The organism is Mailhella massiliensis (assembly GCF_020741395.1).
Classification (GTDB): domain Bacteria; phylum Desulfobacterota; class Desulfovibrionia; order Desulfovibrionales; family Desulfovibrionaceae; genus Mailhella; species Mailhella massiliensis_A.
Window position 1 is genome coordinate 1 of sequence record NZ_DYZA01000126.1, and the last position, 13,462, is coordinate 13,462.

At 59.4% G+C, this 13,462-nt stretch carries 11 protein-coding genes; 8 read left to right on the forward strand and 3 right to left on the reverse strand.

What is annotated here, in order from left to right; all coding sequences use genetic code 11:
• Nucleotides 1-167: 167 nt before the first annotated feature.
• The 7 genes from K8W16_RS06415 (at nt 168) to K8W16_RS06445 (ending at nt 8,579) form a co-directional block, all read left to right on the forward strand.
• A complete protein-coding gene (locus K8W16_RS06415) occupies nt 168-581 on the forward strand; it encodes an EamA family transporter (RefSeq protein WP_304122223.1) in 414 nt (137 codons plus the stop codon).
• Between the two features lie 146 nt (nt 582-727).
• Nucleotides 728-2,134 carry a sodium:alanine symporter family protein gene (locus K8W16_RS06420; protein WP_304122225.1) on the forward strand — a complete coding sequence of 469 codons (1,407 nt, stop codon included), beginning with the start codon at nt 728-730 and terminating at the stop codon, nt 2,132-2,134.
• 283 nt (nt 2,135-2,417) lie between these two features.
• Nucleotides 2,418-3,200: a Crp/Fnr family transcriptional regulator gene (locus tag K8W16_RS06425; protein WP_304122227.1), complete on the forward strand. Its 783-nt coding sequence runs from the start codon at nt 2,418-2,420 to the stop codon at nt 3,198-3,200.
• Between the two features lie 432 nt (nt 3,201-3,632).
• The gene (locus tag K8W16_RS06430; RefSeq protein ID WP_304122228.1) at nt 3,633-5,162 is read left to right on the forward strand and encodes a hypothetical protein; all 1,530 of its coding nucleotides are present in this window, start codon (nt 3,633-3,635) and stop codon (nt 5,160-5,162) included.
• A gap of 91 nt (nt 5,163-5,253) precedes the next feature.
• Nucleotides 5,254-6,180, forward strand: a complete 927-nt coding sequence (locus K8W16_RS06435; RefSeq protein ID WP_304122230.1) for an NAD(P)/FAD-dependent oxidoreductase — start codon at nt 5,254-5,256, stop codon at nt 6,178-6,180.
• A 55-nt stretch (nt 6,181-6,235) separates the two neighbouring features.
• On the forward strand, nt 6,236-6,547 hold the full coding sequence (locus K8W16_RS06440; RefSeq protein WP_304122233.1) for a co-chaperone YbbN: 312 nt from the start codon (nt 6,236-6,238) through the stop codon (nt 6,545-6,547).
• A gap of 151 nt (nt 6,548-6,698) precedes the next feature.
• Nucleotides 6,699-8,579 carry an aryl-sulfate sulfotransferase gene (locus K8W16_RS06445; protein WP_304122234.1) on the forward strand — a complete coding sequence of 627 codons (1,881 nt, stop codon included), beginning with the start codon at nt 6,699-6,701 and terminating at the stop codon, nt 8,577-8,579.
• A 397-nt stretch (nt 8,580-8,976) separates the two neighbouring features.
• Here K8W16_RS06445 and K8W16_RS06450 read toward each other — a convergent pair whose 3' ends face one another.
• The 3 genes from K8W16_RS06450 to K8W16_RS06460 all read right to left on the reverse strand — a co-directional run bounded on the left by K8W16_RS06450 (nt 8,977) and on the right by K8W16_RS06460 (nt 11,102).
• Nucleotides 8,977-9,951, reverse strand: coding sequence for a tripartite tricarboxylate transporter substrate binding protein (locus K8W16_RS06450; RefSeq protein WP_304122236.1), 975 nt, complete (start codon nt 9,949-9,951; stop codon nt 8,977-8,979).
• 28 nt (nt 9,952-9,979) lie between these two features.
• The gene (locus tag K8W16_RS06455; protein WP_304122238.1) at nt 9,980-10,702 is read right to left on the reverse strand and encodes a GntR family transcriptional regulator; all 723 of its coding nucleotides are present in this window, start codon (nt 10,700-10,702) and stop codon (nt 9,980-9,982) included.
• A 73-nt stretch (nt 10,703-10,775) separates the two neighbouring features.
• Nucleotides 10,776-11,102, reverse strand: coding sequence for a hypothetical protein (locus tag K8W16_RS06460; RefSeq protein ID WP_304122240.1), 327 nt, complete (start codon nt 11,100-11,102; stop codon nt 10,776-10,778).
• 236 nt (nt 11,103-11,338) lie between these two features.
• Here K8W16_RS06460 and K8W16_RS06465 point away from each other — a divergent pair, with 236 nt between their 5' ends.
• On the forward strand, nt 11,339-12,784 hold the full coding sequence (locus tag K8W16_RS06465; protein ID WP_304122242.1) for a hypothetical protein: 1,446 nt from the start codon (nt 11,339-11,341) through the stop codon (nt 12,782-12,784).
• The last annotated feature ends 678 nt before the right edge of the window (nt 12,785-13,462 follow it).

Genomic DNA, 13,462 nt, shown 5'->3' on the forward strand with positions numbered 1-13,462 from the left:
CCCGGGCAAAACGGTTGACAGAACGGCCGTGCGGAGCAAGGCTTGCCCAGGCGTTTTGCCGCCTGCGCCCCGAGGCGGAAAGCCCGCATACGGGACGCGGCGCTTTCATGCATGCTCCCTCCGGGGTAACAGCTCAGGGCATTCTCATGCACAAGGAAACCAGAAACATGTGGCTCACTCTCGCGCTTCTTTCCGCCGTGTTCGCGGCGCTCACGTCCATCCTGGCCAAGGTGGGCATCGAGGGCGTGGATTCCAACGTCGGTACTGCCATCCGCACGCTGGTGGTCTTCTTCATGGCCTGCGGCATGGCGGTTCTCTGCGGGGCGAAGTTCTCCTTTGCCGCGGTCAGCGCGAGGACATGGACCTTCCTCATCCTCTCCGGTCTCGCCACCGGAGCTTCATGGCTCTGCTACTTCAAGGCTCTTCAGCTGGGCGACGTATCCAGGGTGGCCCCCGTGGACAAGATGAGCATCGTGTTCACCGTCGTCTTCGCCGTCCTCTTTCTCCATGAGGAGCTTACCCTCAAGGCTGCCGTCGGGTGTGCGTTCATAGCCCTGGGCACCCTGCTTATGGCCCTGTAGCGCGAAAAAGGGCGGGCATAGGCATGAAAAAAGGCGGACCATGCGTGTTTTCCGCCGTTTTACCGGCAGGGAGGTTGACTTTTTCCCTTCCTTCGTGAACTATTGCACGAATCATCATTTCTTCCACCCCAACCAAAGGCCCGCGCATGGAATTTCTTGCAAAAGCGATAACCGTCTCCAACGATATTCTCTGGTCCTATGTCCTCGTCGTCATGCTCATCGCCCTCGGGCTCTGGTTTTCCGTACGCACGGGCTTCGTGCAGCTTCGCCTGTTCCGGGAAATGCTGCGCCTTCTGAGAGAAGGCGTGAGCCATGACGGCGGGCACGTCCACATAAGTTCCTTCCAGGCCTTCTGCATCAGCACAGCCTCGCGCGTGGGCGTGGGCAACATCGCGGGCATCGCCATAGCTATCGTCACGGGCGGGCCCGGGGCCATTTTCTGGATGTGGGTCATCGCCGTCATCGGCGCGGCTTCGGGCTTTGTGGAAAGTACGCTGGCCCAGATCTACAAAGTGCGCGACAAGAAAACCTTCGGCTTCCGCGGCGGCCCCGCCTACTACATCCGCAACTGCCTGGGCAACAAAAGCGCGGCGGCCCTCTTCGCCATTCTCATTTCCGTGACTTTCGGGCTCTGCTTCAATTCCGTGCAGGCCAACACCATCACCCTTTCCCTCCAGTCCACCTTCGGGCTCGACCGCGCCCTCGGCGGGGCCTGCATCACCATCCTTTCCGCTATCGTCATTTTCGGCGGCCTGAAGCGCATAGCCCACCTCAGCAGCTGGCTTGTGCCCATCATGGCCACGCTCTACCTCTTCATAGCCCTCATCATCGTGATCATGAACATCACGGCCCTTCCCGCCATGTTCGCCACCATCATTTCCCAGGCCTTCGCGCCTGAGGCGGCCGTGGGCGGCATCGGCGCGGCCATTCTCACCGGCGCCAAGCGCGGCCTCTTCTCCAACGAAGCCGGCATGGGCTCCGTACCCAATGCGGCGGCCACGGCCTTTGTCTCCCATCCCGTGAAGCAGGGCCTTGTACAGGCGCTCGGCGTGTTCGTGGATACGCTTCTCGTGTGTACGGCCTCGGCCTGCATCGTGCTTCTGTACGACGGCTATGCCGACGCGGGCAAGACGGGCATCGAGCTTGTACAGCTGGCCCTCTCCTCCCACATGGGAAGCCTCGCGGGCGTGCTGCTTTCCTTCATGGTCTTCCTCTTTGCCTTCAGCTCCATTGCGGGCAACTACTACTACGGGGAAAGCAACATCCAGTTCTTCAGCACAAAGCCCGCCCTGCTTCTGCTCTTCCGCGTGCTCGTGGTGGGCATGGTGGCCTTCGGTTCCGTGGCCGACCTGCCCTTCGTGTGGAACCTCGCCGACCTCTTCATGGCGCTCATGGCCATAGTGAACCTCGTGGCCATTGCCCTGCTCGGCAGAAACGCCTTCATCGCCCTGAAGGATTATTCCGCACAGAAAAAGGCCGGCGTGGCCGACCCTGTGTTTCACCCCGGCCAGCTTCCGGACAGGCGCGGCATAGAAGCCTGGGACGAAAAGTAAACTCTTTCCCGCAGATAAGGGCGGCCCTCCCCGGGAAGGCCGCCCTTTTTTGCGCCTTTAGCAGGGAAACAGCACGAAAAAAAACCCTGCCCCAACCGAAGAGAGGGAATTGACAAAAACACCCCGGCAATGGAATGTTGAAACAATCGTTCTCTTCCGGTTCCCCGGGCTCTTTCCCTTGAACGAAACAGGCCCGCCTCCGCCGCAAGGATACGGAACGAGCGCCCCTTCCGCGCGGCGCGCCTCACGCCGCCCAACGCAACCTGTCCCGAGGAGCCTCACCATGAAGAGTGCTTCCATGCCCATACCTTCCCCCACAGGAAGAAGCCCCCTCGGTACGCTGCAGGACGGCGGCACACGTGTACCGCTTCCCGACATGGAAACCTGCAGAAAGTTCCTCCTGGGCTTCAGCCGGGAAATCTCCGTCCCGCGAGGCACGAAGCTCATGATAGGCAATGTGTTCTATCTCCTGGAAGGCGCCGTCTCCCTGACGGCCGTCTCCGCCACGGGGGAACGTCATTCCCTGGTCTACTTTGAACCCGGAGATCTGCTCAGCTTCATCCCTTCCGTGAATCACGTCTATTCCATCCCCCACGAGGCTTTCGACTTTCTGCTCTACAACGAATCCCTCGCCATGTTCGCCCAGACGCCCTGCCGCCTTGTCTGCACCGATCACCGGCAGTTCATGCGGCACATGGACGAGGAACCGATAAAAACCCTGCTTATCCGGGGCCTTGCCTCCAACCTTCTGAAAGTCATCGTCCAGTCGGTGAACAACTGTACCCTTTCCGCCACGGTGAGGGTGTGCCGCATGCTTTCCGTATTCATGCAGAAGGAAGAGCCCCATGCCATTCCCCGCTATCTCACCCATACGGAAATCGCCGGGCATCTTTCCCTGCACGTCATGACCGTGACCAAGATCTTCCATTCCCTGCGCAGGGAAGGCATCCTGGGAAGGATTCACGGCGTCACCCTTGTGAAGGATCCCGCGCGCCTCATGAGCCTCGCTTCGCAAAAGAGCCTGCTTTCCTACAAAAACGCCGGGGCGGAAAGCCCCCGGACGTAGCGCCCCCTTGTCGGAAAACGCCCGGAACCCTTTTTGCACAGGAACGATGAGACAAAAAAAAGAAAAAAAGGAAACGCCCTCCCTGCCGGGCAACACGGAGAAAGGGCCTGCCCTCCCCGCGCACTATGCCGTAAATTTCAGATATCTTATTGTCATCATAAAAATTCTTTTCTTCACAATGCTTTTCCCAAAGCTCTCTGCGGGCGACGGAAGGCCCCTCTGGAGAAGGCCTTTCCCCACGCAGGAAACAGGCTTTTTTCCGGGATTGGGGAAAATTTTTCACAATTCTAGTTTAGACTAGTTTTTTTTGTTCCCCATCTCTCTATGCTGTGCCCCAGCAAGAAGTTGAAGGTGCCGGCAAGGCCCAAGGCTTTCCAGGCATCCCGTCTCTATTCACGAAGCGCTCTTTACGCGCCACAACCGGAGGCAAGCATGTCGGCCGCAAAACTTTCCCTGGGTACCATCATCCATACTGTCATCGGCATAGGGCTCATGTTCCTGGGCCATGTCCTTCCCTGTCCTTCTCTCACCGTCCCCGTCAACGACGCCCTCGTGGCCGCGGGCTTCCCCGTGGTAGACGGCAACGCCGTCATCACCATCACCCGCATGGGCATGGTCAATGCCATGATCTTCCTCGGCGTGGTCTACCTCTGGACCTTCGTGGACACCCTCTGGCCGTGCTTTCTCGGCGTGCTCATGCTGGCATTCAGCGGCTTCACTCCCGCGCCCAAGGTTCTGTCCTCCTTCCTCGGCAACCCCATGGTGGTGATGATCTTCTTCACCCTGTGCTTTGCCACGGCCCTCATAAAGAGCAACGTCTCTTCCTGGCTCGCCCAGTGGATACTCAGGCGCGACTTCATCATCGGCCGCCCGTGGACGTTCACCGCCGTCATTCTCATCGCCTCCTACTTCCTGGCCTTCTTTGAACAGACCTCCATCTGCTTCCTCATCTGGCCCGTACTCTACAGCATCTTCGACCAGGTGGGCTTCAAACGCGGCGACAAGTACGTTTCCATCATGCTGGTGCTCATCATCATCATGGCGCTGCTCTCCTTCGCTTCCGACCCCTTCAAGACGGGCGCCTTCCTTCTGCTCGGCAACGTGTGGGGCCTTGCTGCCAGCAACCCCGGCATGAACGTGCCCGCCCTGCCCGCAGCCTCCTACTTCTGCTTCGCCCTTGTAGTTTCCCTTGTTTCCATCGCCCTGCTCATGGCCGCCATGCGCTTTGTCTTCCGCGTGGACGTTTCCCCCCTCATGAAGCTCGACCCTGAAGTACTGCGGAAGGAACCCCTGCCTCCCATGACCGGCTATCAGATCGGCGTGCTCGTCGCCTTCGCCATCTTCGCCTGCTGGATTCTTCTGCCCGGCATCATCGGCAAGGACAACGTGATCGGCGCCTTCCTCGGCAGAAACTCCCTGCTCGCTCCTCTCGTGGCGCTCTTCCTCGTAGGCTTCGTGCACCTGCGCGGCAAGCCCATCGCGGATATCAGCGAAACCGCCGCCGTCTACCCCTGGCGCATTTTCCTGCTCATCGCCGTGGCCATGCTGCTCGGCGACGCCATGACAGGCAAGGGCACCAACGTGACTGTATACATGGAATACATGCTGCGCGGCGCGCTCGCGGGCTTCGGCTATGTACCTCTCTGCATCGCCGTCATACTGCTCGGCATAAGCTGCACCAACTTCTGCAACTCCGTGGTGCTCGGCCTCGTGCTCACGCCCGTGCTGCTCGCCATGTGCAACGCCTTCGGCATGAACGCCGGCCCCCTCATGGCCTGCTTCATCTACGCCGTGCTCATCGCCGCCTGCACACCCGCAGCCTCGCCCTTCGCGGCCATGCTCTTCGGCAATACGCGCTGGCTCTCGCCCAAGGAAATCGTGACCTACAGCGTCTCTTCCTCGCTCATCATCGCGGGCGTCGTCATCGTGGTCGGCATCCCGCTCGCCATGCTCATTTTCTAAAAAACAGCAAGCGGGCCGGCAGCACGCCGTGCCCGCCTGAATCAAGCAATCTTTCCCCGCTGGGGAGCCAACATAGAAAAGGAGTCATACCATGGACAAGTACGACGTCATCATCGTGGGCGGCGGCCCCGCCGGCCTCACGGCTTCCATCTATGCCGTGCGCGCCAACATGAAAACCCTGGTGCTCGACAAGCTCGCCCCCGGCGGCCAGATCATCAATACCAACGAAATCGCCAACTACACGGGCTTCGGCACCATCAACGGCGCGGAACTCGCCATAAAGATGTTTGAACATTCCCAGGAAGTAGGCGCGGAATTCGACTACAAGACCGTGACGGAGATCATCGACGAAGGCGACGTAAAAAAGGTCGTCTGCCTTGAGGACGACACTGTGTACGAAACCTCCGCCGTAATCATCGCCACCGGCACCCGCCCCCGCCGCCTGCACATTCCCGGCGAGGATGCCCATGCCGGCGCGGGCATCAGCTGGTGCGCCATATGCGACGGTGCGCAGTATCGCGGCAAAGATGTGGTCGTCATAGGCGGCGGCAACTCTGCCGTGGAAGAATCCATCTACCTCGCGGGCATCGTGAACAAGCTCACCATTGTGACCATGTTCGACCTCACGGCCGACCCCTCCGCCTGCGACAAGCTGCGCGCCATGCCCAACGTGACTGTGTACCCCTATCAGGACGTACTGGAATTCCTCGGCACGGACAAGCTTGAGGGCGTGCGCTTCAAGTCCACCAAGGAAGACGCCACGGAACGCACCGTCACCTGCGACGGAGTGTTCGAATACATAGGCCTCGAACCCACGGCCTCCTTCTGCGCGGATCTCGGCATTCTCGACCGTACCGGCTGCATCGTCACCGACGCGGCCATGCAGACTTCCCGCCCCGGTATCTTCGCTGCCGGCGATATCATCGTCAAAGGCCTGCGCCAGGTGGCCACGGCCTGCGGCGACGGCGCCATAGCCGCGAATACCGCCTCCAAATATGTAGAAAAACTGAGAGGATAAGCTCTCTTCCGGCAAAAGCCCTTCCCCGCCACCCTCAACTTCAAGTAGTTTTCCCATGATCACGGAAATCGATACCGCCGCCTACGACAGCATGGACAAATCCGGCGTCATGATGGTGGAATTCTATTCCAAGACCTGCGGCCCCTGCAAAATGCTTTCCTTCGTGCTGAAGGATATCAGCAAGAACGACCCCGACTTCCGCATCTTCACCGTGGATTTCGACGCCAACCAGGACCTCAAGGAACGCTGCGGCGTGAAGGGCTTCCCCACCATGCTCTTCATGAAGGACGGCGCGGAAGTCTCCCGCCTCGAAGGCCTGAAGCAGAAGCCCGCCATAATCCAGGAAATCGAAAAGCTCAAAGCCTGAGCCTTTTCTGAATACTGCCTTTCCGCCGCAAAAGCGGCGTGTTCGCCCTGCGCGAGGAAAATGTGACTTCCCGCGCGCAGGGCGAGGCGGCCCCGCCGCCAGCTCTTCCGTTCCGCAACAAGCGCAACACTCAAGAAGGAGTCCCCAAGCCATGAGCAACAAAGTGACGCACACCTACAGCGACCACCTCATCACCCGCCAGAACCGTGCCGAGAAGGAATTCCTCGCCGCCTTTGAAGCGGAAAAGCCCACCCTTGAGAACGCCCACGTTCTGGTCAACCCCTACTTCATCAACCCGCTCTGCGCCCTGATCCTCTTCAAGAGCGAGAAGCCCGCCTCCGCCACCATGACCATTCACGGCAAGCGCAACGCCCGTGAAAACATCGTGCACACCTTCCCCGAAGGCACGGATCACTTCATCCCCGTCATCGGCCTGTACGAAGGCATGGCCACCAAGGTGACGGTGGAGCTTTCCACCGGCGAGAAGAACACCTTCTCCATCATGTCCCAGCCGCTCCCTGAAGACGTGTGCCGCTGCCGCAACATCAACACGTCCATGGACTACTTCGGCAACAACTTCATGTTCCTCACCCCGGCCGGCAAGAACCTGCCCACCGCCTACGACTACATGGGCGATATCCGCTGGCTGCTCACCGAGAACACCATGTTCGATATCAAGCGCGTGAAGAACGGCAACATCATCACCGGCTCCCACCGCTTCTGCCACATGCCCTACTGCTCCACCGGCCTCGTGGAACTCAACCTGCTCGGCAAGATCTACAAGGAATTCCGCATGCCGGGCAACTATCACCACGACCACTTTGAAATGCCCGACGGCAACATCCTGGCCCTCACCCAGGACTTCACCGCGAGCACCGTGGAAGACATGATCGCCCTGCTCGACCGCGAAACCGGCGAAATCCTGCGCACCTGGGACTACAAGACCTTCCTGCCCCAGAACGTGGGCGGCTCCGGCTCCCAGGACGCCCACGACTGGTTCCACAACAACGCCCTGTGGTACAACGAAAAGAACAACACCATCACCATCTCCGGCCGCCATCAGGATGCCATAGTCAACTTCGACTACGAGACCAGCAAGCTCAACTGGATCATCGGCGACCCCGAAGGCTGGCCCGAAGACATGCAGAAGTACTTCTTCAAGCCCGTGGGCGATGTGGCGAACTTCGACTGGCAGTATGAACAGCACGCCTGCGTGGTCTGCCCCGACGGTGATATCATGTGCTTCGACAACGGCCAGTACCGCTCCAAGGTGAAGGCAAAGTACATCAGGAACCGCGACAACTTCTCCCGCGGCGTGCGCTACCGCATCGACACCGACAAGATGGAAATCGAACAGGTGTGGCAGTACGGCAAGGAACTCGGCCAGAGCTTCTTCTCGCCCTACATCTGCAACGTGGAATACTACGACGAAGGCCACTACCTCATCCACTCCGGCGGCATCGGCTGGCAGGACGGCTATGCCTCCGACAAGCTCGGCGCCTTCATCAACCCCAAGAAGGAACCCGGCACCGATATCTGCGCCAAGACCGTGGAACAGAAGGACGGCGTCGTCATGTACTCCATGGAAGTGGACGGCAACTTCTACCGCGCCGAAAAGCTCTTCCCCTACCATGACGGCGACAACGCCGCCTTCGGTGAGGGCAAGCTCCTCGGCCACCTCGATGTGACTCCCACCTTCGACACCATCCCCGACGTGCCTGAATCCCAGGAAGTCATAAACTCCTGGCATCAGATCAACATCGAGGAAGACGAAGACCGCATCGTCTTCCACGGCCGCTTCGCCCGCGGTTCCCTGGTCATGGTGCTGCTCGAAGGCGAAAAGGAAACCCGCGGCTACTTCATCAACACCGCCGCTTCCTATCATCTCGCCATGTGCTCCGGCGCCTACCTCGAAGAAGACGACCGCGTGATCAAGCAGAACATCAGCAAGGAAGGCCTCTCCGGCAAGTACGAAATCAAGGTACTCGTGGAAGACACCAAGTACCAGACCGGCGTCTCCATCTTCTGCTGATAAACTATCTCCGGGGGAAGGCTGTCACGGCGGCCTTCCCCGCCCGCGGCGGGGTTCCCCACTTTCCCACCCGCGCGCGGGCATAAAAGGCGGAAGGAGCCTGTGCTCCTTCCGCCTCGTTTTTTCCCTTGGCCCGTCCTCGCGTGCGGCGGACCCTCCCCGGGACACACCGGACAAACTGCGCCCCCTTCCGCACAGCCTCTCGTTGCCCGAAAGCCAGGCCGGGCAGGACTCCTTTACGCCGGAACTTGGGCCTCCCTTCCTTGCGGCATATCCCCGTCTCCCCAGTGTTCCCGCCTCACCGGACGAAAAAAAGCCTCCCCGGGGCCGGAGCGCTTTCGCGCCGCTACACGCCGGGGAAGCTTGGAATGTTCACAAAGGCTATGCGGGCCTTGGCCTACTTTTTCTTCTGTGAATAATGCAGGCCCATGGCGAGGGAAAGATTCCTGTAATAATCAAATTCCTTCTGCAGGAAAGCGTCCGCCTCCTTGGGAGGAAGGTAGGCAAGAATCTCGTAATTCTCCTCGGCGGACTTCTTCATCTCGGGGCTTTCCATGGCCTTTTTCGTGGCTTCGGTAAGGATGTTCACGATTTCATCGGGCGTATCCTTGTTCACCACGAGAAGCCGCCAGCTCGTCTGGTCGAAATCGTAGCCGAGTTCACGGAGCGTAGGCACGTCGGGCAGCATGGCGAGACGCTCGGCGTTGAAGGTGGCAAGCGGAATGAAATGCCCGCTCTTGATGTAGCGCATGATATCCGGCGGATGGTTGATGAGCGCGTCCGTATAGCCGATGAGACAGTCGATGGTACCGCGGATGGGCCCCTCGGGCTGCTCCACGAGCTTCACGTCCAGCTTGGCGATATCGCGGATGAAGTGCGTCATGCCTATCTGCAGGGAGCTCGGGGCGTTGGTGAGGCCTATGCTCACCTTGCCGGGGTTGGCCTTGGCGTAGGCTTCAAACTCACGGAAGGTCTTGAAGGGCGCATCCTTGTGCGCCACGAAGAGAATGGGCAGCAGCGTGGCCCGCGCCACGCAGCGGAAATCCCCGGGTTCATATATGGGGGCCGTCATGTTGGGCTTGAGCACCATGGGCCCCATGGCCGCAAAAAACACGTTGGCGCCGTCGGGCGGGGTATCGAGCACGGCTTTTGCCGCCTTGCCCATCATGCCGTATTCAAAGAGAAAAGGCACGCCGAGAATCTTCTCCATCTGGGCATTGTACACCTTGCTCAGGGCATCGTAGGGCGTCGGTTCAAAAGGATGCCATACCGTCACAGGGCCGTTAGGGTATGTTTCCGCCGCAACCCCGGAAAAGGCGGGCAGAAACACACTCGCCGCGAAGGCCAGGGAAACGATCCATCGCTTCAGCATATCCACTCCTTGTCTGACGCCCATTCCTCTACTCCCAGCGGTTGAAGGAATGCAGCGTCACGAGTTCGGGATTGAAAAACACAAGGCTTTCACAAAGCAGGTCGTCCTTCAGGCTGAAGCTGCGCTGATGCCAGAACAGCAGGGGTTTACCCTCTTGCAGGCCGAAGAAGGCCGCCGGCTCCTTCCATGCCGGGCAGGCATGAAAGGCCGTGACTGTATGCGAAAGCTCCTCCCCCGTTACCGCGCAGATCATCTCCCCGTAGGAGAGTCCGCCGACCTGTGCCTCCTTCAAGAGCTTCCCCGTTTCGGGAAATACGTTGAAGGTGAGCACGGCGGGCCCGCCGTTCAGCGTATGCTCCGAACGCTGGACAACCCAGGGGCGCGGCGTCGTCAGCTCCGACGACACGGCGCTGCCGAAAACGTCCTTCCTTTCCAGCCACGGGGCGAAACGCTTCGTCTCCGCCACGCCTCCTCCGCTCTCCAGCATCCTGTGCAGATTGACTTCCGCATCGAAACGCATGGGCGAACCGAGTACGCTGGGGTTGACTATATTCCCCACCCCGTGCCGCTTGGTGATGAAACCGGCGCGGTCGAGCAGGCTCAGCGCTTCCCGAAGCGTCGCCCTGCTCACTTCCAGCATGCCGCACAGTTCCTCTTCCGAGGGAAGCCTGCGCACTCCTTCGGGAAGCGCGCGCATGATCTCCAGAAGTTGTTCTCCCACTGTGCGGGCCAAAGGTAACTTTCTACTCATCAGACGTCTGACCTATTTTTTCTATGGATACGGGCATCGTTTGTCAACACCTTTTCCTGTTCCGGAAGAAACTCTACGCCGCAAAAAGCTTGCCGCAGTTGCGGCAGCGGTAGAGATGCCTGCCGTGCCTGTTGTCCAGCGCGTGGCCGGCCCTGTGCCCCATGACGGCTCCGGAGGCGGCCCCCGTCAAAGCCCCCACAAGGCCGCCGGTAAGCGCGCCTATGGCGGAGCCGAGCACCGGCACCACGGAGCCTATGGCAGCGCCCGCGGCGGCTCCCACGCTTATGTTGGAAAGCCCGGCCGCAGCGCCGCCTATGCCTCCTGCGGCAGTACCCAGAGTACGGTAGCGGTCGTCTTTAAATACGCGGGAACTTCTGCATTGCGGGCAGCGGACTTTCATGCTTCACCTCCTATGATTCCATGCCGGATCATAGGGGAAAAAGGGTGCCACTTCAACAAGGCCATTTTCCTTACTCTTCCTTGGGGCGCAAGGAAAAATGCGCGTTTTTCCCGAAAGGGGTTTGACAAAAATATCACGCGTCGTTACAAAAAAGCGTCGACATTTTTCCTGCCATGGCAGAGGCACCGGGCCGGCCTCAGCAAGACGGGGTCTTTCCCCCGTTTTCAGGAGTATTCATGTCTCTGAAAATCCGTTTCGCCAAAGCCGCCGTGGCTCTGGCCTGCGCCCTTGCCGTGTGCGGCACCGCCGTTGCTGCGGAAAGCGCCGCCATGAAATCCCCTGCCGCCGACGGCGCGTATGTACTCAAGATGCTCGGCTTCACCAACAATGTGAAGATCAAGCTCCTTGACGGCAAGCGCAAGACCATCGACGACGGCGTCGTCATCCGCCAGAGCTATGTAAAGGACGGCAAGGTCGTCATCCCTGCCGCCGGCCTCTTCACCACCTCCCGCTGCAGCAACTGGTGGTCCTTCAACGACCATACCTTCACCATCGCCGGCAAGATGTACCACTTCATCACCGACGAATATCAGCAGGACGTGGTGAAAAACGTGACCATGAAGCCCGGCGATATCATCTTCGGCAACGAAGAGAAGACCAGAGGCTGGGAGCTCAAGGCCATAGACCCCGATCCCTTCGGCATTGAAGGCGGCCATATCGCCTACTTCTGGCTCATCAAGACCACGGGCAACTACTACGGCAATCCCTTCATCGTGGTGGGCGGCGAGAGAGTGAAGCCCTCCGCTTCCGACGGCTCCCTGCTCAAGACGGGTTCCGGCCTCAAGGAAGGTACCACCTCCTGCATGGAACAGGCCGATATCCTGCCCTACCTCGTGGGTAACGGTATCTCCACCAACGCCCGTTCCGTAATCTATGTGGACTCCATCGGCCCGAACGAAGCCAAGATCAAGGAATTCGTCACCGTGAGCACCGCCAAGGCGCTCATCTCTCCTAACGCCCCCGTCATGGGCCTCTACGGCAAGGGCGACACCTTCAAAGTCGGCAAGGCTACCGTGGAAGTGACCGACCTCACCGCCGACACCGCCACCGTGAAGATCACCGACGAGCAGGGCACCGTCACCAAGACGCTCAAGGCCGACAAGGAATCCCTCAAGCTCTTCCCCGCCTCCCGCGTGGTCTGCAAGGCTCTCTACGCCCAGTCCAAGAGCGGCAAGGAACTTGTGAACATCAATCCCCGCAATGAAGGCGGCGCTTTCGTGAACGGCAAGGTTGCCCTCATGGCCCACAGTGACGTCATCACCGTGCTCAACGGCGGCGAATGGGAAGCCGACAAGCGCTTCGTCACCCGCCCCGAAATCTGCGCGGAATGTTCCTTCATCCACGAAATCGTGCTGGAAAACAAGGAACCCATCGTCCTTGACGCCAAGAACAACACCTTCAAGGGCCCCGAAGGCTACTTCACCATCGTGATCGACAAGATGAACGGCGACACCGTGGAAGCCTGGCATGTGGAAAACGCCAAGGCAAAGACCGAGAACCTCGCCGGCCGCGCCAAGGGCAAGCACATCGACCTTGTCATCGGCGCCGCCTGCCGTTCCACCGGGCACTTCTTCAGCCGCGTCTACGGCCAGCTCTACAAGGAAGCCATGGGCGTGAAGTGATGCACGTCATTCATATCGACGTGTCGCTATGAACTCAAAGAGCCGCATGGGCAACACCATGCGGCTTCTTTGCGTCCGGCCCCCTGAATTTCCGGGCAGCCCCGCCTTTTGCCTCCGATACCGCAAAGCGCCCTTCAGGCACGGCGCAGCCCCCGCACACCAGCCTTCTCCCTCCGCCCCAAGACGCCTCTCCGGGCACGGCACAAGGCCCTGCACGGCATAAACCATCCTTTTCTACATTTCGGTAGAAAAGTTTCCATCCTGTATTCCGCCTCCCCCCCTCCCGAAGGAAAAACGAACCGCCGGGCCCGCAGAAAACGTGCCCGCAGCCTGCGCCGAAACTGCGGAGAAAACGCACCCCGCCGCATCGCCGTTTTCCGCAGCTCATGGGCATTTTCCGCCTCCGCGAAGCCCCGCCTCCCCTTGCCCTTACGGACGTCTTCGCCCCTTGTCCCGGGCCCTCCGTTTTCGGGAAGCTGAAATCCACATTTTGGTCGTTTTTTGTTTTTACACAACAATACTTTGATATAATTATCTTAATTTTCTTTCAGAAAAAAGTTTGTGTAATGTTGCACATACTTATGCAGAATATTTTTCTACCTTTTCGTGGAAAATAAAAACACTCTCATACCGCCCTCCGGTACGAAAAAGTTTTTCTTCCTGATATTCCTCCATGTT